11 protein-coding genes are annotated in these 24,158 nt (G+C 62.6%); 7 read left to right on the top strand and 4 right to left on the bottom strand.

What is annotated here, in order from left to right:
• Positions 1–2: 2 nt before the first annotated feature.
• Positions 3–14,036 (bottom strand): non-ribosomal peptide synthase/polyketide synthase, encoded by a 14,034-nt coding sequence (locus tag QMK52_RS23230; RefSeq protein WP_320403488.1) that lies wholly within the window; start codon positions 14,034–14,036, stop codon positions 3–5.
• Between the two features lie 331 nt (positions 14,037–14,367).
• Positions 14,368–15,540 (bottom strand): MFS transporter, encoded by a 1,173-nt coding sequence (locus tag QMK52_RS23235; protein ID WP_320403489.1) that lies wholly within the window; start codon positions 15,538–15,540, stop codon positions 14,368–14,370.
• A 131-nt stretch (positions 15,541–15,671) separates the two neighbouring features.
• On the opposite strand from QMK52_RS23235, the gene QMK52_RS23240 reads away from it, so the two are divergent.
• Entirely contained in the window at positions 15,672–16,259 is a 588-nt protein-coding gene (locus QMK52_RS23240; RefSeq protein ID WP_005787628.1) for a TetR/AcrR family transcriptional regulator, read from the top strand.
• On the opposite strand, the gene QMK52_RS23245 is transcribed toward QMK52_RS23240, so the two are convergent.
• Both QMK52_RS23245 and QMK52_RS23250 read right to left on the bottom strand, forming a co-directional pair.
• Positions 16,243–17,598: an MATE family efflux transporter gene (locus QMK52_RS23245; protein WP_005787627.1), complete on the bottom strand. Its 1,356-nt coding sequence runs from the start codon at positions 17,596–17,598 to the stop codon at positions 16,243–16,245. The genes QMK52_RS23240 and QMK52_RS23245 overlap by 17 nt on opposite strands.
• Positions 17,599–17,682: 84 nt before the next feature.
• Positions 17,683–18,513 (bottom strand): IclR family transcriptional regulator, encoded by an 831-nt coding sequence (locus QMK52_RS23250; protein WP_005787625.1) that lies wholly within the window; start codon positions 18,511–18,513, stop codon positions 17,683–17,685.
• A 243-nt stretch (positions 18,514–18,756) separates the two neighbouring features.
• Between QMK52_RS23250 and QMK52_RS23255 the strand changes: the two genes are divergently transcribed.
• The 6 genes from QMK52_RS23255 to QMK52_RS23280 are packed head-to-tail and all read left to right on the top strand — an operon-like array spanning position 18,757 to position 24,150.
• A complete protein-coding gene (locus QMK52_RS23255) occupies positions 18,757–19,785 on the top strand; it encodes an ABC transporter ATP-binding protein (protein ID WP_005787624.1) in 1,029 nt (342 codons plus the stop codon).
• On the top strand, positions 19,782–20,627 hold the full coding sequence (locus tag QMK52_RS23260; RefSeq protein ID WP_194440528.1) for an ABC transporter permease: 846 nt from the start codon (positions 19,782–19,784) through the stop codon (positions 20,625–20,627). Before QMK52_RS23255 ends, QMK52_RS23260 begins: the two co-directional genes overlap by 4 nt.
• A 4-nt stretch (positions 20,628–20,631) precedes the next feature.
• Entirely contained in the window at positions 20,632–21,426 is a 795-nt protein-coding gene (locus tag QMK52_RS23265) for an ABC transporter permease (RefSeq protein WP_005787620.1), read from the top strand.
• Entirely contained in the window at positions 21,426–21,716 is a 291-nt protein-coding gene (locus QMK52_RS23270; protein WP_005787618.1) for a (2Fe-2S)-binding protein, read from the top strand. Before QMK52_RS23265 ends, QMK52_RS23270 begins: the two co-directional genes overlap by 1 nt.
• Positions 21,713–23,056 carry an FAD/NAD(P)-binding oxidoreductase gene (locus QMK52_RS23275; protein ID WP_320403490.1) on the top strand — a complete coding sequence of 448 codons (1,344 nt, stop codon included), beginning with the start codon at positions 21,713–21,715 and terminating at the stop codon, positions 23,054–23,056. Before QMK52_RS23270 ends, QMK52_RS23275 begins: the two co-directional genes overlap by 4 nt.
• The gene (locus QMK52_RS23280; RefSeq protein ID WP_194440527.1) at positions 23,053–24,150 is read left to right on the top strand and encodes an NAD(P)/FAD-dependent oxidoreductase; all 1,098 of its coding nucleotides are present in this window, start codon (positions 23,053–23,055) and stop codon (positions 24,148–24,150) included. The genes QMK52_RS23275 and QMK52_RS23280 overlap by 4 nt, the downstream gene beginning before the upstream one ends.
• Positions 24,151–24,158 lie beyond the last annotated feature (8 nt).

The raw sequence follows: 24,158 nt of genomic DNA on the forward strand, positions 1-24,158 counted from the left end.
GTTCAAATCGCCTCTAGTTCGCTCAAAAAGTCACGCAGGTCATCAAAATCTTCCACGCTGCCGGCGCGGAAAGTGGCTGCCGCCTGCACGTAGGCACGCAGCGAATCGGTCTGGAACAGTTCCATCAGCGGCACGTCAAGGCCCAATTCGGCTTGCACCCGGGAGGTGATCTGGATCGCCAGCAAGGAATGGCCGCCGACTTCAAAGAAGTTGTCGTTCAGCCCCACTTGCGGCAGGTGCAGGATGTCGGCCCAGATCGCCGCGATCTGTTGTTCAAGCTCGGTTTGGGGGGCCACGTACTGTTGCTGCATCTGGCTCGCATCCGGCAATGGCAAGCCCTTGCGGTCGAGCTTGCCGTTGGGGGTCAGCGGCATTTGCGCCAGGAATACGAAGTGGCTGGGCACCATGTAGTCCGGCAAGTCGGCTTTCAAGGCTCGACGCAGGGCATCGCGGAACTCGGCGGGGTCCGCCAGGCTGGCATCTGCCGGCACCACATAGGCCACCAACTGCTTGCCGGTCGGGCCCTCCTGAGCCACCACCACGGTTTCACCGACGCTGACCTGCTCGCGCAAGCGCGCTTCGATTTCACCCAGTTCGATACGGAAACCGCGGATCTTCACCTGATGGTCGACACGCCCCAGGTAGTCCACCACCCCATCCGGACGCCCACGGGTCAGGTCGCCGCTGCGATACACACGGCTGCCCGGTTTGCCGAACGGGTCCGGCACGAAACGCTCGGCAGTCAGTGCCGGGCGCTCCAGGTAACCCCGGGCCACGCCCTCGCCGCCCAGGTACAACTCGCCTGCCACGCCGATGGGTTGCAGATTGAGTTGCGAATCCAGGACGTAACCGCTGCGGTTGCCGAGCAAGGTGCCGATGGGCGCATAGACTGCACCGCATGGGTCGCCCTTGCGCGCTTTCCACAGCAACGGCGTAACCACGGTTTCGGTCGGGCCATAGCCGTTGAACAAATACGTTGGCTTGAGTGCACGCCATGCCAGGTCATAGCTGGCTTGAGCAACGGCATCACCGCCGAAGCAATACACCCGCACCGCCGGTGGGTTGCCGTCGCGCTCGGCATGTTCGGCCAACTGTTGCAGGTACACCGGCGGGAAGACCGCCATGGTCACGTTATGACGGTGCATCTGCTCATAGGTGTATTCGGGCAACCACAGGCTGTCATCACGGATCAACACGCTGGCGCCGTTGATCAACGGGTGCATCCAGCCTTCGTGGGAGCCGTCGAAGGCGAACGACATAAAGTGCAGTTCGCAATCGGCCGGCGAGGTTTCATAGCGCTCGCCGGTAGCGATAATGTGCGCCACCAACGGCCCGTGAGACACCGCCACGCCCTTGGGCAGGCCGGTGGAACCGGAGGTGTAGATCACGTAGGCGAGGTTGTCGCCATCCAGCGCCACGTCTGGTGCCGTATCACTGTAACCGGTCCATTCTTCGCTACGATCGATCGCCAGGGTGGTGAGCCCCTCGGGGATCGGCAGTTGTTGCAACGCACGGCTATGGGTCAGCAGCAGTTGCGCACGGCTGTCCTGCATCATGTACAGCAAGCGATCACGGGGGTACTCGATATCCAGCGGCACATACACGCCACCGGCTTTCATCACCGCCAGGAACGCCACCATGATTTCGGCACTGCGCGGCATGGCAATCGCCACGCGCACTTCCGGGCCGACGCCACGGGCAATCAGGGCATGAGCCAGACGGTTGGCCTGGCGATCCAGTTCGCCGTAGCTCAGGGTTTGCGCATCAAACTTAACCGCCACCGCATCCGGGGTTTCCCGGGCACGGTCGGCTACCAACTCGTGAACAAGACGCTCGGCGCAGAAACCGGCGTCGGTCTGGTTCCACAGTTCAAGGATGTGCTCTTGCTCATCCTGGCCCAGCAGCTTCAATTGGCCGATAGCCTGTTGTTGATCGGCAACCATTGCCCGCAACAGGTTCTGCCAATGCCCGGCCATCCGCTCGATGGTCGCCACAGCGAACAGGTCAGTGGCGTAACTCAGGGAGGCGCGCAGCACGGTCGGGCTTTCTTCCACATCCAGCGCCAGGTCGAACTGGGCCACGCCCTCATCCAGATCCAGGACCTCCACGTGCAGGTCGGTCAGGCGACTCAGGTGGCTGTCGGCACCGCTCACACGGTGGTTGAACACTACTTGGAACAACGGGCTCAGGCTCAGGCTGCGCTCCGGTTGCAAAGCCTGCACCAACTGCTCGAAGGGCAGGTCCTGGTGCGCCTGAGCCTCCAAAGAGCGCTGGCGTACCTGGCGCAACAATTGCTCCACGCTCATCTGGCCATGGATATCGGCCTTGAGCACTTGGGTGTTGACGAAGAAGCCAATCAAACCCTCGGTTTCGAGACGGTTGCGGTTGGCAATCGGCACGCCGACGCGCACGTCCTCCTGGCCGCTGTAGCGATGCAACAAGGCCTGGTAAGACGCCAGCAGCACCATCGGCAGCGTGACGCCGGCAGTGTGTGCCAGTGCGCGCAAACCCTTCAGGAGCTCGGGGGCCAACTCGATGCCCAAGCGGGCGCCGCGATGGCTTGGCTGGGCCGGGCGCGGGTGATCGAACGGCAATTCCAGCACCGGTTGCTCGCCGCCCAAATGCTCGCGCCAGTAGGCCAATTGACGTGCCTGCTCGCCCGCGGCCATCCAGTCGCGTTGCCATACGGCATAGTCGGCGTACTGGATCGGCAGCATCGGCAGGCTTGGGGTTTGACCCTGGCTGAAGGCGGCATACAACTGCACCAACTCCTCAACCATCAGTTGCATCGACCAACCATCGGAGACGATGTGGTGCTGCACCAGCACCAGCACATGATCATCGTCGGCCAGACGCAGCAACTTGACCCGCAGCAATGGCCCGCGCAGCAGGTCGAACGGGTGGGCGACCACTTCGGCGACCCGCGCCTTGAGGCCAGCGTAATCGCTATCGACCCGGTCGATATCGACGCAGCCAACGGCCTCAATGACCTGCAACGCACCGGTGGCCTGTTGCTGAAAATGCGTGCGCAAGCTTTCATGGCGTGCCAGCAGGCTGTCGAAGCTGCGTTGCAGTGCACTCAGGTCCAGCGGCCCTTGCAAACGCAAGGCGCTGGGGATGTGGTACGCGGCGCTGGTGGGGTCCAGTTGCCAGAGGAACCATTGGCGCTCCTGAGCGTAGGACAGCGGCAAAGGCTGCGTGCGATCGGCCTTGAGCAACGCTGGCGCAGGAGCGCCCTCCTCGCCCAAGGCCCGAACGAAATCACTCAGCAGCGGGTGTTCGAACAAGGTCTTGAGCGCAACTTCCAGTGTCAGGGCCTGGCGAACCCGCGACACCACACGCGTAGCCAGCAATGAATGGCCACCCAGCTCGAAGAAGTGGTCGTCGAGGCCGACCTGCGGCACCTCCAGCACTTCGGCCCAGATGGCGGCTACCTGCTGCTCGCGCAGGGTTACCGGTGCTATATGGCCTTTGAGTGAATCGCCAACCTCCGGCTTGGGCAGCGCCTTGCGGTCGAGCTTGCCGTTGGGGGTCAAGGGCAGGCTATCGAGAAACATCCAGTGCGCAGGCACCATGTAATCCGGCAGGCGCTCGCGCAGCGCGGCTTTGTACACCTGCGGTGGCTGCGGTGCAGTGCTGACCAGATAGGCGATCAGGCGGTCGTTATCGGCCAGCACCACCGCTTCGCGTACACCGTCGTGCTCACGCAGACAGGCTTCGATTTCACCCAGCTCGATCCGGAAACCACGGACCTTGACCTGATGGTCGACGCGCCCGATGTACTCCACCACGCCGTCGGCCCGGTAGCGTGCCAGGTCACCGGTGCGGTACAGGCGTTCGCCCGGCGCCCCAAACGGGTTGGGCACGAAGCGTTCGGCAGTGAGGGCCGGCTGCCTGTGGTAACCGCGCGCCAGGCCGACACCGCCGATCAGCAGCTCGCCAGACGCACCTTGCGGGCATGGCGTGAGGCCTGGATTGAGGATAAACAACCCGGTATTGGCAATGGGCCGTCCAACGAAAGGCTGCGCTTGGTGCAATCGATGAGCCGCCGACCAGATGGTGGTTTCCGTCGGGCCATAGAGGTTCCATACGGGACCTTGCAGCTCGAGCAGGCGCTGGGCCAAATCGGCTGGCAGCGCTTCACCACCGCACAGGCAGGTTATGCCACGCAGTAAATGGGCGCGCGGGCTATCGAGCAACATGCGCCAGCTCGATGGCGTGGCCTGCAGCACACTCGCGGCCTGACGCTGGGCCAGTTCGAGGATCGCCTCAGGGTCCAGGGCCATATCCTGGGCGCTCAGTAGCACTGTGCCGCCCATGCTCAGCGGCACGTACAGCTCCAGGGCGAAGATATCGAACGAGAAGGTCGTCAGCGACAACAGCCGCGTCTGCCGGCCTATATCCAGGGTGCCGGCCATACCGCTGGTAAAGCTGCACAGCGCCTGGTGGCCTACCATCACCCCTTTGGGCTTGCCGGTGGAGCCGGAGGTGTAGATGACGTAGGCCAGATTTTGCGGTGTAACGGCAACCTGCGGGTTATATGCCTGCGTGCCGACATCCTCGACCATCAGCACCTGCACGCCTTGCGACTGCACCAGGCGCCCTTGCAGGTGCGCCTGGGTCAGCAGCACACGGGCGCGGCTGTCTTCGAGCATGAACGCCAGGCGCTCTGCCGGGAATTGCGGGTCGAGCGGGACATAGGCGCCACCGGCCTTGAGAGTCGCGAGCAAGCCGACCACCATGTCCAGGGAGCGCTCCACGTGCACTGCCACCAGCACGTCCGGGCCGACACCCATGGCGATCAAACGATGGGCCAGGCGATTGGCGCGGCGGTTGAGTTCACCGTAGCTCAGGCGCTCCTCGTCGAAGTGCAGCGCGATGGCGTCAGGTTGCGCCACGGCCTGGGCCTCAAACAGCTGGTGTACGCAGTGTTCGTGTGGGTATGGGGTGTCGCTGCGGTTCCAGTCGTGCACCATTTGTTGCCATTGCGACGTGCTCAGCATCGCCAGTTCGTCCAGGGGCTGGGAGGCATCGTGCACGACCGCGCGCAGCAGGTTCTGCCAATGCTCGGCCAGACGCTCCACGGTTGCAGCGTCAAACAAGTCGGTGGCGTAAGTCAGGGACGCCCAGAGGCCGTCGGCCGATTCCTCGGTTTCCAGGTTCAAGTCGAACTGCGTGCTGTGACCCGCCCAGTCCATTGGCTGCAACACCAGGCCAGGCAGTTGCACTGCCCCCGAACGCAGGCTGCTTTGATGATTGAACATCACCTGGAATAGCGGGTTATGGCTCAGGCTACGCTCCGGCTGCAACACCTGCACAAGTTGCTCGAACGGCAGGTCCTGATGGGCCTGGGCTTCCAAAGCGCGCCGTTTGACTTGGCCCAGCAACTGCTCGAAAGGCATCTGCCCGTGCAACTGCGCCTGCAGCACTTGGGTATTGACGAAGAAGCCCATCAGCCGCTCGGTTTCGAGACGATTACGGTTGGCGATCGGCACGCCGACGCGAACCTGCGACTGGCCGCTGTAGCGGTGCAGCAAGGCCTGGAACGAGGCCAGCAGGAGCATGAACAAGGTCACGTCCTGGCGTTCGGCCAAGGCTTTGAGCTCAGCCAGCATCACGCGGTCAAGGTGGATCTGCCGGCGCGCGCCGCGATAGCTCTGCACCGCTGGGCGCGGATGGTCCAGCGGCAAGTCCAGCAGCGGATGGTCGTTACCCAGACGGGCGCACCAGTAATCGAGCTGGCGTTGTTGCTCCCCTGCCGCCATCCAATCCCGCTGCCAACGGGCATAGTCGGCGTATTGGATCGGCAAGGCCGGCAAGTCCGCGTCACCTTGGTACAGCGCTACCAACTCGTCGATCATGACCTGCATCGACCAGCCATCAGAGATGATGTGGTGCTGGGTAATGACCAGCACGTGGTGTTCAGGCGCGACGACCAGCAACTTGACGCGCATCAATGGGCCGTCAAGCAGGTCGAAGGGGCGCTGGATTTCTTCGCTGACGGCGTGCTCGATGGCATCGGCGTCAATCGCTTGCTGCTCAATCGGCACGGTCAGACTGGGGTGGACGACTTGCAAGGTGTGCTCGCCCGCCTCCACAAATGTAGTGCGCAGCGGCTCATGACGCTGCACCAGGGCCTGGACGGCGCGTGCAAGTGCCGCACTGTCGAGTTGACCGCGCACGTGCAATGCAGTCGGTACATGGTAAGCCGCGCTGGCCGGGTCCAATTGCCACAGGAACCATTGACGCTCCTGAGCAAAGGACAACGCCAGCGGCTGCTCACGTCCAAGCGCTTGGATCGATGGCGCAGTATCGGCGGTCAAGTCTGCGCAAGCCGCCGCGAAGGCTGCCAGCGTCGGCTGTTCGAACAGGGCCCGCAACGGCACGTCCAGCTTGAGGTCGTGACGCATCCGTGAGATCACTTGAGTCGCCAGCAACGAGTGACCGCCGCGTTCGAAGAAGTGGTCGTCCAGGCCAACCCGCTCTACGTGCAGCACCGCTTGCCAGATCGCTGCCAACTGCACCTGCAAAGGGCTCTGAGGTGCCACGTACACGGCGCACGCCTGGCTCAGATCCGGTGCCGGCAGCGCCCGGCGGTCGAGCTTGCCATTGTTGTTGAGCGGCAAGGCATCGAGTACCACCCAATGTCCCGGCACCATGTAATCCGGTAACGCCTGACGCAAGCGAGTGGCCAGTGCCTGCGTTTCCAACGGCTGATCGTCGGCGGGTACCACATACGCCACCAACTGCATGCCGATTGCGCTCGGCTGGGCAATCACCGCCGCTTCACGCACGTCGGGCAAGGCTTGCAGGCTGGCTTCGATCTCGCCCATTTCGATACGAAGGCCGCGAATCTTCACCTGATGGTCGATACGCCCCACGTATTCCAGCGCCCCCGCCGCGTTGTACCGGGCCAGGTCGCCACTGCGATAAAGCCGCGCACCGGGCGTGGCGGAAAATGGGTCCGGCAAGAAGCGCTCGGCGGTGAGCGCCGGGCGATCGAAGTAGCACTGGGCCAAGCCCGCCTCGGCGCCGATGCATAACTCGCCCACACCGTCGGTGCTCAGCAGTTCGAAACCGCTGTCGAGCACATACAGCGCACGCCCCGCAATCGCCTGCCCAATCGGCACGCCGTACGCGTCGTTGGCATCGGTCAACTGGCAGTCATGCACGCTGGACACCACCGTGGCTTCGGTCGGCCCGTAGGTATTGACCAGGCGCACATCGCCAAGCCCTGCGGCATACCAGGCACGTACACCCTCCACCGCCATGGCTTCACCGCCCACATGCACCTGGCGCAGCTTGCCCAGGGAGCGGCAGTGCACTGCACATTCCTGCGCCAACAGGTACCAGTAGGCCGCCGGCAAGTCGGCCAGGGTTACGCCTTGCTCGACGATCTCCCGCGCCAGTTGCCCGGCGTCCCACAGCTCATCACCGCGCATGATCAACGCTGCGCCCACACACAAGGGCGGGAAGCACTGCTCGACAAAACCGTCGAAACTGAAGGTCGCAAACTGCAAGACGCGATCCTCGGCACTCAAGCGGCTGTACAGCGTGGCACTGTCGCAGAATTGACGGAGGGCGGCATGATCGATGGCCACACCTTTGGGCTGACCGGTGGAGCCCGAGGTGTAGATCACATATGCCAGATCACCAGCGGCGGCAGGGTTGGGCACGTTGGTCGCCGGGTAGCCGGCCAGCTCGTCACCGCAGGCGGTGAAATCCACACGTGCCAGTCCTTGGGGCAATGGCAGATCCACGAGCAAACCCACTTCGCTGAGCAGCAGGTTGAGTCGGCTGTCGGCGAGCATGTAGGCCAGGCGTTCGACGGGGTATTTCGGGTCCAGCGGTACGTAGGCCGCGCCACTTTTGAGTACCGCCAACAGGCTGACAATCAACTGCGGGCCACGACGCGAAGCCAGGCCCACCCTTTGTCCGGGACCGACACCAAGCTCCAATAGGCGATGGGCCAGACGATTGGCCCGCTGGTTTAGCTCCGCGTACGTCAAGCCTTCGCCACCGGCCAGCACAGCCATGGCGTCTGGGGTGGCCTGGGCTTGGGCAGCGATGCGTTGATGCACGCGCTCGTCACCTTGGGCAGCCGCGGCCGACCGGCTGAGAGCGAGCATATTCTGCTGTGCGGTGGCGTCGAGAAGGCGCAGGTTACCAAGGGGCACATGGGCATCGGCGAGCAATTGCGCCAGCAGGTGTTGCAGGTTGGCGCTCAGGTGCGCGACTTGCGGCTCGCTGAACAGCGAACGGTCGTAGCTGAACTCCAGGCGCAGGTTGGCCCCCAGCTCAATGCCCAGGGTCAATGGGTAGTGCGTTTGTTCATGGTTGTGCAGGCGGCCGAAGGTCAGGCCAGCCGGCGCGCCTTGCTTGAGCGCCTCGGCAACCGGGAAGTTTTCGAACACCAGCAAGGTATCGAACAGCGCGCCGTGATGGCCGGCCCAAGCCTGGATATCGTAGAGCGGTACATGCTCATGGTCGCGCAGGCTGAGGTTGAGCGCTTGCAACTCGCCGAGCCAGCTTGCGACTGACTGGGCTGGCGAGGCTGCACTGATGATCGGCAAGGTATTGATGAACAGGCCCAGTTGCTGCTCGATCCCTGGCAATGGCGCGGAACGCCCGGCCACGGTGGCGCCGAAGGCCACGCAATCCTGGCCTGTGTAGCGCTGCAACAGCAGGCCCCAGGCGCCTTGCAGCACAGTATTGAGGGTCACTTTGTGCTGGCGCGCAAACTCGCCGAGACGTCGGGTAACGTCGCTGTCCAGCGCCACGTGATGGTCCGCCATGCCGATCCCGTCCACCGGCTTGCGCAGTGCCTGGGCCAGCAAGGTCGGCGCCGGCAATGCTGCCAGTGCGGCTTTCCAGAACGCTTCGCCAGCGCCTTGCTGTTGCAACCAGCCCAGGTAATCGCGCCACTGCCCCAGTGGTGCGGGCACAGCCTGGCCTGCGTAGTGAGCAATGACTTCGCCAAGCAACTGCGCGTTGCTCCAGCCATCCATGAGAATGTGGTGGCTGGTAAAAATCAGGTGCCAGGCCGCGCCCGCACCGCGCACCAGGGTCAGGCGAAACAGCGGCGCGGCATCCAGTGCGAAACCGCGCTCACGTTCAGCCTGGGCCAGGGCGTCGAAGTCGGCATACGGGTCTTCAATCACTTGCAGTTGCAGGTCGACCTGGTGCTGGATCAACTGGTGAGCACTGTCCATGCCCAGCCAGTGGAAGCTGCTGCGCAGGGTGTCATGGCGATCCAGCGCGGCCTGCCAGGCACGCCCGAAGGCCAACAGGTCGAGCCCTTCGATGTCGAGGCGCAACTGGTTGATATAAGACTGGGCCTCGGGCGCAAGCAACGTGTGGAACAACATGCCCTGCTGCATCGGCGACAGCGGGTAAAGATCGGCAATGGCCGACCCCGCCACGGGCAATGCATCCAGTTGCTGCTGAGTAAGACGTGCCAACGGAAAATCCGACGGGGTCACCTGCCCTGCCGGAGCAGCACAGCAATGTTCGATCAACGCCTTGAGTTCAGCGGTGTATTCATCCGCCAGACGCTGGACGCTCGACACGTCAAACATCTCACGACTGAAGCCCCATTGCAGCGCCAACTCACCGCCATACACCTGCCCTTCCACTGTCAACCAGTTGGCCAGCGGTGCCTCGGGATCCTGGGCTTGGCCGCTGCCTTCACTGGCCGGTACGAAGAGTGCCGACTCATTGAACTGACGGTCGAACTGGCCCAGGTAGTTGAACGTAATGCGTGGCGCGGCGAGGTTCGCCAGGCTTTCGCGGGCTTGCGGCGACCCCAGGTAACGCAGCAGACCGTAACCCAGGCCCTTGTCGGGCACGGCGCGCAGTTGCTCCTTGACCGATTTGATCGCATCGGACAACTCGCCTTCGGCGTGCAGACGCACCGGGAACAGGCTGGTGAACCAGCCGACGGTGCGGCTCAGGTCGATGTCGTCGAACAGGTCTTCGCGGCCATGGCCTTCGAGCTGGATCAGCGCAGCGGGTTGTTCGCTCCAGCGGCTGATCACCCGCGCCAGGGCGGTCAGCAGCAGGTCGTTGACCTGGGTGCGATAGGCCGCCGGTGCGTCTTGCAGCAACCGGCGGGTTTGCTCGGCGTCGAGGCGGGTTTCCAGTCTGGTGCCCAGGCGGTTTTGCAGGCCGCCCTCGGGGTGGTCGCAAGGTAGATCGGTGTCGACCGATTGCGCCTGCCAGTACGGCAGTTGCTCGTCGAGGGTTTGCGCGTGGTCGTGAAGTTGCTGCGCCCAATGCTGGTACGCGCTGGTTTTCGCCGGCAGCGACTGTTCGCGGTAAGCCTGTTGCAGGTCTTCGAGCAGGATGCGCCAGGACACACCATCGACGACCAGGTGGTGGATCACCAGCAGCAAGCGTTGGCTGCCATCGGCCATGCTCACCAATGCAGCGCGTATCAGCGGGCCTTGTTCGAGGTCGAGGCTGCGCTGGGCTTCGTCACACAGCGCTGCCAACTCGGCGTCGATGTTGGCGTGGCACTGCCACAGCAGCGGCTCGGCGAGGGGTGCCGTATGGCTCTGATGCCAGCCATCCGCCTGCTGCACAAAACGCAGGCGCAAGACGTCGTGATGCTGGATCAACTGGTTCAAGGCCGCTTCCAGCCGCGCGGGCTGCAACGCCTCTCGCGGGGTCAGCAGCAACGACTGGTTCCAGTGATGACGTGCCGGGATCGCCTGGGTGAAAAAGTGCTGTTGCACTGGGGTCAGAATCACCTCGCCACTGACCGGGCCCTGGTCGATCAGGCTGACCTGGTCGAAGCTGGCCACCCGCGAAAGGCTGCGGATGCTTTGGTACTGGAACAGGTCCCGGGGGCTGAGTCGGATACCGGCCCGGCGGGCGCGGCTGACCACCTGGATAGAAATGATCGAGTCGCCACCCAGCTCGAAGAAGTTATCGTCCTGGCCGACCTGTTCAACGCCGAGCACATCGCTCCAGATCGCCGCCAGGGCTGTTTGCAGGTCGCCTTGCGGGGCGATAAACGCCTGTTGCAGCGCTGCATCCGGCACTGGCAATGCCTTGCGGTCAAGCTTGCCGTTGGCGGTCACCGGCAGCTTGGCCAGGGTGACGAAGTGGGTCGGCACCATGTATTCCGGCAGGCTGCCGAGCAGCCAGGCCTTGAGGTCGGTCGGCTCCTCGCCTTCACACACCAGGTACGCGACCAATTGTTTGCCACCATGCACCAACACCACCGCTTCGCGAACTTGCAGGTGCTGCATCAGGCGGGTTTCGATTTCGCCCAGTTCGATACGCAAGCCGCGCAACTTGACCTGGTGATCGAGGCGGCCGAGGTATTCGATCACACCCTCGGCGCGCTGGCGCACACGGTCACCGGTACGATACAGCCGCTCACCCGTCACGAACGGGCTTGGCACAAAACGTTCGGCGGTCAACGCCGGGCGCCGATGATAACTGCGCGCCAGGCCAGTACCGCCCAGGTACAGCTCGCCAGCTACACCGTCAGGCACCAGGTTGAGTTGGGCGTCGAGCACATAGGTGGCGAGGTTGGCGATCGGGCGGCCGATGGGCACGCTGTCGGCGCCTTCGTCGATGCAGGTCCAGTGGGTGACGTCAATGGCCGCTTCGGTCGGGCCATAGAGGTTGTACAGCGCCGCACCCGGCAACTTGGCGAACACCTGCAGTTGCGCATCCAGGGACAAGGCTTCGCCACTGCACACGATGCGCGTGAGGCTCGCACACGTTTGAACGCCCGGCTCATGGATAAACACCTGCAGCATCGACGGCACGAAGTGCAACGTGGTGATGGCGTGCCGGCCGATGGTTTCGATCAGGCGCGCCGGTTCACGGTGCTCCCCAGGCGCCGCGACCACCAGGCGCGCACCGGTCATCAGCGGCCAGAAGAACTCCCACACCGACACGTCGAAGCTGAACGGGGTTTTCTGCAACACTGCATCACTGGCATCCAGACCATAGGCCTGCTGCATCCAACTCAAACGGTTGACCAACGCACGGTGGCTGTTGCCAGCGCCCTTGGGCTTGCCGGTGGAGCCGGAGGTGTAGATCACATAGGCGAGGTTGAGGGCATGGACCGCCACGGCGGGCGTTTCGCGGCTGTAGCCGTCGAGCCACAGCGTGGGCTGATCCAGAGCGATCACCTGAATTCCAGCAGCCGGCAGCGCGGCCAGCAGGCTTTGCTGGCTGAGCAGCAACCGAATGCCGCTGTCTTCGATCATGTAGGCCAGGCGTTCCTGGGGATACTCGGGGTCGAGAGGTACGTAGGCGCCACCGGCCTTGAGAATCGCCAGCAGGCCGATGACCATTTCGACGGAACGCTCGACACAGATTCCCACCAGCACGTCGGGGCCTACGCCCTGCTCGCACAAGGCGTGGGCCAGCTGGTTGGCCCGGCTGTCGAGCTGGGCGTAGGTCAAGGTGGTTGTACCGAATACCAGTGCCGGTGCATCCGGGGTGCGCTGAACCTGGTCTTCGATCAGGTGATGAATTGCGCGTTCGGTTGGGTATGACTCGGCAGTCTGGTTCCAGGTGTGAACCAGCCGGTGCTGTTCTTGGGCATCAAGCATCGACAATTCGCCGATACGCTGTTCGCCATCCACCACCATCGCCTGCAACAGGCTGATCCAGTGTTGGGCCATGCGGTCGATGGTCGGCGCGTCAAACAGGTCATTGGCGTAGGTCAGCGCGGCGTGCAGGGTGCCGGATTTTTCATAAGTGTCCAGGGTCAGGTCGAACTGCGTGGTGCGGCCTTGCCATTCCACCAGGGCCAGCTCCAGGCCGGACGCGGTACTGACCGAAGCGATGTCGGCGACGACCGGCTGGTGGTTGTACATCACCTGGAACAGCGGCGTGTGACTCAGGTTGCGCTCGATTTTCAGCGCTTCTACCAGGCGCTCGAAGGGCAATTCCTGATGGGCCTGGGCACCCAGGGCGTGTTCCTTGATGCCTTGCAACAGCTCGGTGACGCGGGTTTGCCCGCTCAGTTCGGTGCGCAACACCTGAGTGTTGACGAAGAAACCGATCAGCCCTTCGACTTCAGTGCGGTTGCGATTGGCAATCGGCACGCCGACACGGATATCACCCTGGCCCGTATAGCGATGCAGCAGCACATTGAACGCGCCCAGCAGCAGCATGAACAAAGTGACGTTGTGTTTTTGCGCGCAACTGCGCAGTTGCGCCGCCAATGCCGGATCAATCGCGAAGTTATGCCGCGTGCCTTGATGGCTGGGCATCGCCGGGCGTGGGTGGTCGGTGGGCAGTTCCAGTACCGGATGCTCGTCGCCCAGGCGCGCCTGCCAGTATTCCAACTGGCGCGCCTGCTCCCCCGCTTCCAGCCAGCGCCGTTGCCACAGGGCATAGTCGCTGTACTGGATCGGCAGCGCCGGCAATTGCGGTTCTTGGTTGCGCTCATGGGCGTCATAGCAACGAATGAACTCGTCGATCAGCACGTTCATCGACCAACCATCAGAGACGATGTGATGCAGGGTCAGCAGCAGCACGTGCTCTTGATCGGCGAGTTTGAGCAGTTGCACGCGCAGCAGCGGGCCGTGCTCCAGGTCGAACGGCAACAGGGACTGGCGGGTAGCGGCGTCGCTGACGGCCTGCTCGCGCTCGGCGGCTGGCAAGACGCTGACGTCCAACTGCTCGACATTCACCGCCGGTTCTACCGCCACCTGCGTCAAGCGCTCGTCGGCCTGACGCTGGAACACGGTGCGCAGGGTTTCGTGGCGCGCCACCAGGCTGGCGAACGCCTGCTCCATCGCAGGCAGGCTCAGCGCGCCGGTCAAGCGCACCGCGCCAGGCAAATTGTAGGCGCCACTGGCCGGGTCCAATTGCCAGAGAAACCACATGCGCTGCTGCGCGTAGGAAAGCGCCTGGCGATCCTCAACCTCCACCCCTGCCGGTATCGGAAACCTGGAAAAATCCACGCCCTCTTTCTGCAGGGCTTGCAGGAACAGTTGGCGTTTTTCCAGGGGTAGCCCGATAAACCGGCGAGCAAGTTTCAAGGAGTCTTCAGCATTCATTTCTTCGAATCCGGGGCAATAGGCGGGAAGCACAAAGGCACGTCGTCCCTATAAAACGAACCGGGAAGGGAAAAATTAGCGGGGGGATAGGCGGCCGTTATCCGCGGGGAATGCGGGCTGGCGGGAAACGTCCTACGAAAAAAAAGCGTGCGCGGCCGATATTTTCAGCGATGCGTAAGATTCAGGCTTGCCGAGGCCAAGTTATCCAGCCGTTTAAGTGAGGAAAATCCGCACAATGAATCGCCAACTGCAACACAAAGGCTATAGAGGCTCGGTTGAACACAGCGCAGCCGTAAATGATTTTCTTGACCGGGAGTGCTCCGTAGCCCCTTCATCCTAAACGCCGGTAACCCAATGCAGCCGAGCACAACACCACCGCCCCCGCCGCCAGCGCCACCCAGAATCCACTGGTCGCGCCGAAATGATCGATCATCCAACCAGAACTGGCGGCGCCGATAGCAACGCCGATGCTCAACCCGGTGATCAGCCAGGTCATGCCTTCGGTGAGGCGGCTGGGCGCAACGATCTGCTCGACCATGGCCATCGACACGATCAAGGTAGGCGCAAAGAACAGGCCGGAGATAAATATGGCGACGGCCAGGGCGGGGATGTTGCTCACCAACAACAAGGGCAAGGTAGTCAACGCCGTGGCCACGCCGCAGAACAGGAACTGACACGGCAACGGCGCCTTGAGCTTGAGGGTCCCGAAGGCCAATCCAGCCAGGCACGAACCGATGGCGTACACCGACAGCACAATACTCGCCGCCGCCGGCTGGCCCTGATGCTGGGCGAACGCCACACTGACCACGTCCACCACGCCAACGATCACGCCCATGGCCAGCAGCAAGGTCATCAGGATCAAAACCGCAGGGGAAGCGATCAGCCAGCGGCCATGCGCGCCGTGGTGCTCGTGTATGGGTGGCTCGGTTTGCCGCTGCAATACAAAGGTGGTGACGCCCACCGCCAGCAACAACGCCGCCACCAATGGGCCGGCTTCAGGGAACAGCACCACGCTCAGGCCCACAGAAATGGGTGGGCCGATAATAAAGCACACCTCATCCAGCACCGACTCCAGAGCAAACGCGGTTTGCAGCCTGGGCTGGCCGCGGTACAACTCGGTCCAGCGCGCCCGCACCATGGCGGACATATTGGGCATGCAGCCGGCCAGCGCAGCAAACAGGAACAGCGTCCAGCTTGGTGCCTGCAAACGCGTACACAGCAACAACATCAATAGCGCCCCGCCGCCGATCAGTGCAGCTATCGGCAGGACCTTGCCCTGGCCGTAGCGGTCCACGCAACGCGACACTTGCGGCGCACAAAACGCCGTGGCCAGGGCAAACACCGCCGCCACCGACCCCGCCAGCCCATAACCGCCATGGACTTGGGCGAGCATAGTGATCAGGCCGATACCGGTCATCGAGATTGGCATACGCGCCAACATGCCTGCGAGCACAAAGGCTCGGGCGCCTGGGACCTGGAATAATTCGGCGTAAGGGTTTGCCATCCTGCGTAACCTCTTGCTCAAGCCGCGGCCTTGCTATCTGAAGCGATCCGGGCAGAATACATACGGTGCGTATGTGAGGGATCATGCTTCGCATACGCACCGTATGTCAATCACCAACCGATGAGACTTCCATGAGCCGAGCCCGTGCCGAAATGATCGAAGAGACTCGCGCCCGCCTGATCGCAAGTGCGCGCCGGGCATTCGCCACCCAAGGCTATGCCCATACCTCGATGGATGACTTTACCGCTCAAGCCGGGCTGACGCGCGGTGCGTTGTACCATCACTTTGGTGACAAAAAAGGCTTGCTGGCAGCCGTAGTCGCCCAGCTCGACAGCGAGATGGACGAGCGCTTGCAACGCATCAGCGCGCAGGCCACAGAGGTGTGGAGCGGGTTTTGCGAACGCTGCCGAGCTTATCTGCGCATGGCCCAGGATCCGGAAATCCAGCGCATTGTGTTGCAGGATGCGCCAGCGGTGCTGGGGGATACCGGCTCACAACATCACTGTGTTGAGTCGTTGCGCCAACTCCTGGAAGCCCTGATGCAAGCCGGATGGGTCGCGCCGGCACCCAGCCAGGCACTGGCGCAGTTGATCAACGGCAGCCTGGTCAACACGGCGTTGTGGATCGCCCGGGATGCACACCCGGGCGCGCGGCTGGAGGAAGGCTTGCAAGGCCTGGAGGTGTTATTGCGCGGGCTTAGCCTCAAACCAACCGCTTGATCTGCTTATGCCGCCATACCAGCCGGTAATACGCGGTCTGCAATACCAGCATTGCCAGGTAGGTCACCGGGAACGCCATCCACACCCCCTCCAACCCGAAGTGTGCGTTGAACAGATAAGCCATCGGCAGCTCCACGCAGAGCACGCAGAAAATCGAGATCGCCACCGGCATCAGCACCACGCCGCTGGCGCGCATGATGCCGCCGATCACCGCCTGGAAGCCGAACACCAGGATGCTCCAGAGCATGATGTGCAGCAGGTGTTCGGCTCTGATCCGGGCGCTGTCGTCAGTGATGAACAGCCCCAGCAACCAGTGCGACAACCCATAACCGAGCACAATCAGGCCACCGGTCAGGCACAGGTTGATCACCAACCCCGTGCGCAGGATCGGCCCGATGCGCTCCAGACGCCCGGCGCCGATCGCCTGGGCACCGAGGATCGAGGCGGTGATGGCAATCGACAGCGCCGGGAACTGCACGTAGTTGACGATCTGCGTCACTGCGCCATAAGCCGCCGTGGCCTGGGAGCCGTGGCTATTGACCAGGGCCAGGATGACCAATTCCGACAACGACAACACCACCATCTGCAAGCCTGTCGGCAGGCCGATGCGCAGCACTTTACCGAGGATGACGCGGTCCAGGCGTAAAGCCGCGAGCAGCTCGCGATCCGGTGCCATCACATGGTTTTTATGCCGCAGGCGCAGGACCAGAAACAGCATGGCCAACGCATTACCCACCAAACCTGCGTACACCGCACTCTGGATGCCCAGGGGCGGCAGGCCGATCCAGCCGCGAATCAGCGCTGGCGTCAGCAGCAAGCCCACCAGGGTCGAAACCATTAACGCCAGCAACGGCGAAATCGTATCGCTCACCCCACGCAGCAATTGGGTATAGAGGATGAACACCAGTAACAGCGGCATGATCAACATCATCATCTGGGCATAGCCCACCGCATCGTCGAGCACATCCAGCGGCGTGCCCAATGCCTGCAGCGCCGGCCGTGCAAACAGGCTGCCGAGCACCGCAGCAATCAGGCCCACCAGTGCGCCCAAGGCCAGAGTGGCGCCAGTAATCGCCTTGACCATGCCCGTCTCCCGGGCACCCCACGCCTGGCCGATCAACACCGAGGCGCCCGCCCCCAGGCCGATCACCAGGGCGATGAAGAAAAACACGATGGGGAACATCCCCGACACCGCCGCCAAAGCCTGGGTGCCGAGCATTTGCCCGACATAGATACCGTTGAGGGTGCCGGAAAAGCTTTGCAGAAAATTGGACAGCACCATCGGTGCCAGAAAGATCAGATAGATCTGCCACAGCGGGCGTTGCAAAGGGGTCAGCATGAAAAATGGGACCTCGAATAACGAAAGCGTCGCAGGGTTATACCGTAAGTGGATCCAATGCTAATGCGCTTTAGCAAAGATCACTCATCCACCAAACGTCTGCGACGGCCTGCGCAACGTAGGGTCGAACGGGTTGATGCGTGGCCCGATTGCTGCAGCTTCGCGCTTGAGCAATTCCACCACCATCGGCAATCGGCTTGGCCCCAGGCGGTCACTGATGGTCGCCACACTCAACGCTGCGACCGCATGCCCCTCGCGGTTGAGGATCGGCACTGCCAACCCCGCCATACCTTCCAGCACCCCGGTGTTGCGTGCCGCGTAGCCCAAATTGCGAACGTTCTCAACTTCGGAGCGCAGCAGCACTTCGTCATACAAATGAAAATCCTTGAGCCGTGGCAGGTTGTAGCGGATGACCGTCTCGCGCTCTTCCTGCGGCAGAAAGGCCAGAATTGCCAGGCTGCCCTGCCCTACCCCCAGGGCTACGCGCCCGCCGATATCACCGGTGAAGGTACGAATCGGGTACGGGCCTTCGCTGCGGTCCAGGCAAATGGCGTCGAAGCCGCTGCGAGCCAGCAGGAACAGCGAATCTCCCAACGATGCACTCAGGCGCAACAGGCTTGGGCGCACCAGATCGCGCAGGTTGCCAGTCTTGCCGGCATTGGCGGCCAACGCAAAGAACTCCAGGCTCAGGCGATAGCGTTTACTGCGCGCATCCTGCTCGACCATGCCTTCATCCATCAGGCTGCGTAGCAAGCGGTGAGTGGTGGGCTGGGAGAGGCCAACGCGTTGGGCGAGCTGGGTGACACGTTCGCCTCCCTCGGGCACTTCACCCAGAGCACGTAGTAAGGCAAACACGCGGGATACGCCACCAGCACCGACTTCCTTGCCGTTGCTATTCCGCTGAATGGAATCCATATCACTCGATATCAACATAAATTCTGCTCAGTGAATAAATCTTAAAATAGTAGTCCGCTGAATGAAATTCCATCTTCCGCCCATCCTAGTCTTCGCTCTAATCTGCGTCCACAGGGGCGAAACGAACAACAACTGGCAGCCGACTCAAGATCGAGCGTCAACGCACCGGCAACACTCTTTTCGCATCTGCCCAAAACAAAAAAACGCGCTTCGGCGCGGCGGAATAAAAGGTGGATCGCAGACATGGCATTTCTCCAACTCAACGCCTTGAGTAAACGCTACGGCGCCGTTGATGCAGTAGTTGCCACCGACCTCGCGGTGGAAAAAGGCGAATTCGTTTCCCTGCTTGGTCCTTCGGGCTGCGGCAAGACCACCACCCTGCAAATGATCGCCGGCTTTGTCGAGGTGAGCAGCGGCCAGATCCTGCTCGATGGTCGCGACATCACCCGTGCCAAGCCTGCCAGTCGTGGCCTGGGCGTGGTGTTCCAAAGTTATGCGCTGTTTCCCCATATGAGCGTGCGCGACAACGTCGCCTTCGGCTTGAAGATGCGCAAGGTACCGGCCACCGAGATCGCAAGCCTCGTCAAGACCGTACTCGAACTGGTGCGTCTGGCCCCCCATGCCGAACGCTACCCTCGGGAACTCTCCGGCGGCCAACGCCAACGCGTCGCGCTGGCCCGTGCATTGGTGATCGAGCCACCGGTTCTGCTGTTGGATGAACCGTTGTCCAACCTTGACGCCAACCTGCGTGAAGAGATGCAGTTCGAGATCCGCCGCATTCAATGTGCGGTGGGCATCACCACCTTAATGGTCACCCACGACCAGGCCGAAGCGCTCTCCATCAGCGATCGCGTGGTCGTGATGCAGGCCGGGCGCGTGACCCAGATCGACGCGCCATACAAACTCTATGAACACCCGCGCACGCGCTTCATCTCTGACTTTGTCGGCAAGGCCAACCTGCTGGCCGGCGACTACGACGCGCTCGGTGTCCCCCAAGTGCGTCACCAGGGCGGCGCTGGCCAACTGACCCTGAGCCTGCGTCCGGAAAAGATCCAATTGGTACAAGCAGGTTCAGGCCGCGTGCAAGGCCAGGTGCTCGACCGCTACTTTTTCGGCAGCCAATGGTTGTATCGCATCCATACCCCCCTTGGCGAAATTACCGTGGTGCGCGGCAACGATGGCAGCGCACCGCTTTGCAACGGCGCGGCAGTGGGCCTGCAATGGCAAGCGGATTTGCTACGGGTACTGGCGGCCGATGAGGTGCACCCATGAATCGCGGCTACCTGCTCTCGTTGCCGGCATTGGTGCTGTTTGGCGGGTTACTGATCCTGCCATTGGCCTTGACGCTGGTACTGTCCTTCAACGTGTTCGATTACCAGGTGGGTGTAAAGGCCGATCAGTGGACCCTGGCCCACTACCTGGCATTGTTGAGCGATGCCTATTTCTACGAGATCTTCTGGCGCACCTTCTGGATCAGTGCGCTGGTAACGTTGCTGTGCGTGGTGATCGGGGTACCGGAGGCGTACATCCTCAGCCGCATGGGTACGCCGTGGCGGTCGGTCTTCCTGATCCTGATCCTCACACCGCTTCTGATTTCCGTGGTGGTACGCGCGTTTGGCTGGAGCTTGCTGCTCGGCGCCGATGGCCTGGTCAACCAGGTGATCCAGGCCGTCGGCGGGCGCCCGGTGAAGCTGCTGTATACGCCGTTCGCCGTGATCATCGCGCTCGTGCACGTGATGCTGCCGTTCATGATCATCCCGGTATGGACCTCCCTGCAAAAGCTCGACCCCTCGGCGGAACAAGCAGCGCTGTCTCTGGGCGCAAGCCAGGCCACGGTGATGCGCAAGATCGTGTTGCCGCAAGTGATGCCCGGCGTGCTGTCCGGCACCTTGATCGTGTTCGGCCTGGCCGCCAGTTCGTTCGCAATCCCAGGGTTGCTGGGCGGGCGGCGTCTGAAAATGGTCGCCACTGTGGTGTATGACCAATACCTCTCGGAACTCAACTGGCCCATGGGCGCGACCATTGCGGTGGTGCTGCTGTTGGTCAATCTACTGATCATGCTGAGCTGGAACCGCATGGTCGAAGGCCGCTATAAAAAGTCCCTGGGGGTTTAAGCGCATGTCCAGAAACGGTCCTTTGGCCCTCGGTTTCCATGGTTTGGTGGTGCTGTTCATGATGGCGCCGCTGGTGGTGGTGTGCCTGGTGGCGTTCACCCCGGAAAACACCTTGAGCCTGCCCACATCGGGCTTTTCCCTGCGCTGGTTTCGCGCCGTATTCGAGCGCGCCGACTTCATCCAGGCCTTCTATAACAGCCTGATCCTGGCGTTTACCGCCGCGTCCCTGGCGACCTTGATCGCGGTACCGGCGGCCTTGGCGATCAGTCGCTATACGTTCCCCGGGCGCAACTTTTTCAGTGCACTGTTTCTGTCGCCAATCATCATCCCGCACCTGGTGCTGGGCGTGGCGATGCTGCGCCTGTTTGCGTTGATGGGCGTTAATGGCAGCTTTACCTGGCTGATGCTGGCACACGTGGTGATCATCACTCCCTATGTACTGCGCCTGGTGCTGGCGGCAGCGATCGGGATTGATCGCAGTGCCGAGCAGGCCGCCGAATCCCTCGGAGCCGGGCGCTTTACGTTGTTCCGGCAAATCACCTTGCCGATGATTTTGCCTGGGGTGGCCGGTGGTTGGTTGCTGGCGTTCATCAACAGTTTCGATGAGGTGACCCTGTCGATCTTCGTCAGTTCACCGGCCACACAAACCCTGCCGGTGCGCATGTACGTGTATGCCACTGAGTCCATCGATCCAATGATGGCGGCGGTATCGGCGCTGGTGATCGCACTCACCGCAGCGACCATGATTCTGCTCGATCGGGTCTACGGCCTGGACCGTGTACTGGTGGGGAAACACTGATGGCGCTGTTCAAGCGGCTGACCGAAACCCAGCGCCCAGCCCTGGCGTTCACCCTTGATGGGCAACCGGCCACCGGGCTGCTGGGCGATACCTTGCTGACTGCCATGCTGACCTGCGCCGACCATCTGCGCGGCAGCGATTTCAGCGCCGAACGCCGCGCCGGTTTTTGCCTGATGGGCGCGTGCCAGGATTGTTGGGTGCGGCTTGCCGATGGGCGACGCGTACGGGCCTGCTCGACGTTGCTCGAAGAAGGTCACGCGATCAGCCGCGATCCAGGACGGCAGCCATGAAGCCCGTGGCAATTGTAGGCGCAGGCCCAGCAGGCATCGCTGCCGCACGTACGCTGCTCGATCACGGCATAAAACCCTGCTTGATCGATGAGAACCTGCGCGGCGGCGGGCAGATATATCGGCGCCAACCGGCAAACTTCCAGCGCTCGGCCAAACAACTCTACGGCTTTGAAGCGAGCAAGGCGCAGACCGTGCATCGCATCATGGACGAGCTTGCGCCGTTGATCGACTACCGGCCGCAAACCCTGGTATGGAACGCCGAGGACAACCGTCTCGACCTGCTCACCAGCGGTCGCATCGACAGCGTTGAGTATTCGCGCATGATTGTCGCCACCGGCGCCACCGACCGTATCCTGCCGGTGCCGGGCTGGACCTTGCCGGGCGTCTACAGCCTGGGCGCGGCGCAAATCGCCTTGAAGTACCAGGGCTGCGCAATTGGCGAACGCGTAGTGTTTTGTGGTTCCGGGCCACTGCTCTATCTCGTCGCTTATCAATATGCCCAGGCGGGCGCCAAGGTGTTGGCCGTGCTCGACAGTGCGCCGTTCAGTGCCCAATGTCGCGCATTACCGGCGTTGCTCAGGCAACCGGCGACCCTGGCAAAGGGTTTGTATTACCGTGCTTGGCTGGCGGCCCATGGGATTGCCGTGCATCAGGGCGCAACGCTGTCGCAGATCGATGGAGAGCAACGGGTCCACGGCATTCGCTGGGGCGAACAGACACTGGAATGCGATGCGGTGGCCTTCGCGCATGCCCTGCGCAGCGAAACGCAGCTAGCGGATTTACTCGGCTGTGACTTTGCCTGGAATAATCTCAACCGCGCCTGGTTGCCGCAGCGGGACTGCGCTGGGCGCAGCAGCGTCGAGGCGGTGTATCTGGCTGGCGATGGCGCAGGGATCATGGGCGCGGATGCGGCGCAGATGGCTGGCGAATGTGCGGCGTTGGCGCTGCTGGAGGATGCCGGCATTTCGGTCGATCAGCACCGCCAGGATACGCTGCAAAAGCAGTTGGCGAGGATCCAGGGCTTTCGTCAGGGCCTGGAAACCGCGTTCCCTTTCCCCGAACAATGGGCTGTGCAAGCCCCCGACGAACTGATTCTGTGCCGCTGCGAAGAGGTCAGCGTCGGTGAAGTGCGGGCAGTAGTGGATGAGGGTCACTGGGAAATAAATCGGGTCAAAGCCCATTGCCGCATTGGCATGGGCCGCTGTCAGGGACGGATGTGCGGGTTGGCGACGGCGGAAATTGTCGCCCAGCGCAGCGGGCGTGGCATCGAACAAGTCGGACGCCTGCGGGGCCAAGCGCCGATCAAGCCGCTGCCGTTTGGCGTGGAGGGGCAACCATGATCGACGTCATCGTCCTGGGCGGCGGGATTGTCGGCGCTTCGGCAGCTTTGACACTCGCGCGAAAAGGCCAGCGGGTGGCGCTGGTGGAACGGGATTTTTGTGGCTCGCACTCCAGCGGCGTCAATTATGGCGGCGTGCGCCGCCAGGGCCGGCCCTTGCATCAGTTACCGTTGTCCCAGCGCGCCCATCAACTGTGGGCCGACTTGCCAGGCTTGATTGGCATTAGTGGCGAGTACGTGCGCTGCGGGCATTTGAAGCTGGCGCGCAGCCCGGCAGATTTTGCTGCGCTGCATGCGTATGCCGAAAAAACCCGTGGCTTCGACCTGGGCTTGCAGCTGTTGGATCGCACTGAGTTGCGCGGGCGTTTCCCCTGGGTGGGCGACGTGGCAGTGGGTGCCTCCTTGTGCCCGGAAGACGGACATGCCAACCCGCGACTAGTGGCCCCGGCCTTCGCCCGTGCCGCCCTACGCCACGGCGCCGAGGTGTACGAGCAAGCCGAAGTGATCCGCATCGAGCACAACAGCCAACAGTTCCAGGTGCACTGTGCCAATGGCTTGCATCTGCAAGCCCCCTGGCTGCTCAACTGCGCCGGTGCCTGGGCCGGCAGTGTCGCTGCACAGTTTGACGAGCCAGTACCGATTACCTCGGCGCACCCGGCGATGCTGGTCACCGAACCACTGCCGGTGGTGATGACTGTCAGTACGGGTGTCGAGGGCGGAGGGGTCTATGCGCGGCAAGTCGCCAGGGGCAACTGCATCCTCGGCGGCGGTCGCGGCTTTGCCCTCGGCCCACAGCAAGCCAGGCCAGGTCAGGCCGCGCTGCTGGAAATTCTGCGCAATGCCAGCGAACTCTATCCATTTCTCAAGGGTGCCCAGGCGATACGGACCTGGAGCGGCACCGAAGGTTACTTGCCCGATCACGAACCGGTGATCGGCCCCAGCAGCACCCAACCTGGCCTGCTCCACGGTTTCGGCTTCGCCGGGGCCGGGTTCCAGCTCGGCCCCGCAGTCGGCGAAGCCCTGGCAGAGATTGTCTGCGCAGGGGCCAGCCGCCAGCCCATCGAAGCGTTTTCCATCCGTCGTTTCCAAGCCTGAGAGGAAAA

Origin of the sequence: Pseudomonas sp. P9_2, assembly GCF_034008255.1 — a bacterium.
Lineage (GTDB): Bacteria > Pseudomonadota > Gammaproteobacteria > Pseudomonadales > Pseudomonadaceae > Aquipseudomonas > Aquipseudomonas synxantha_A.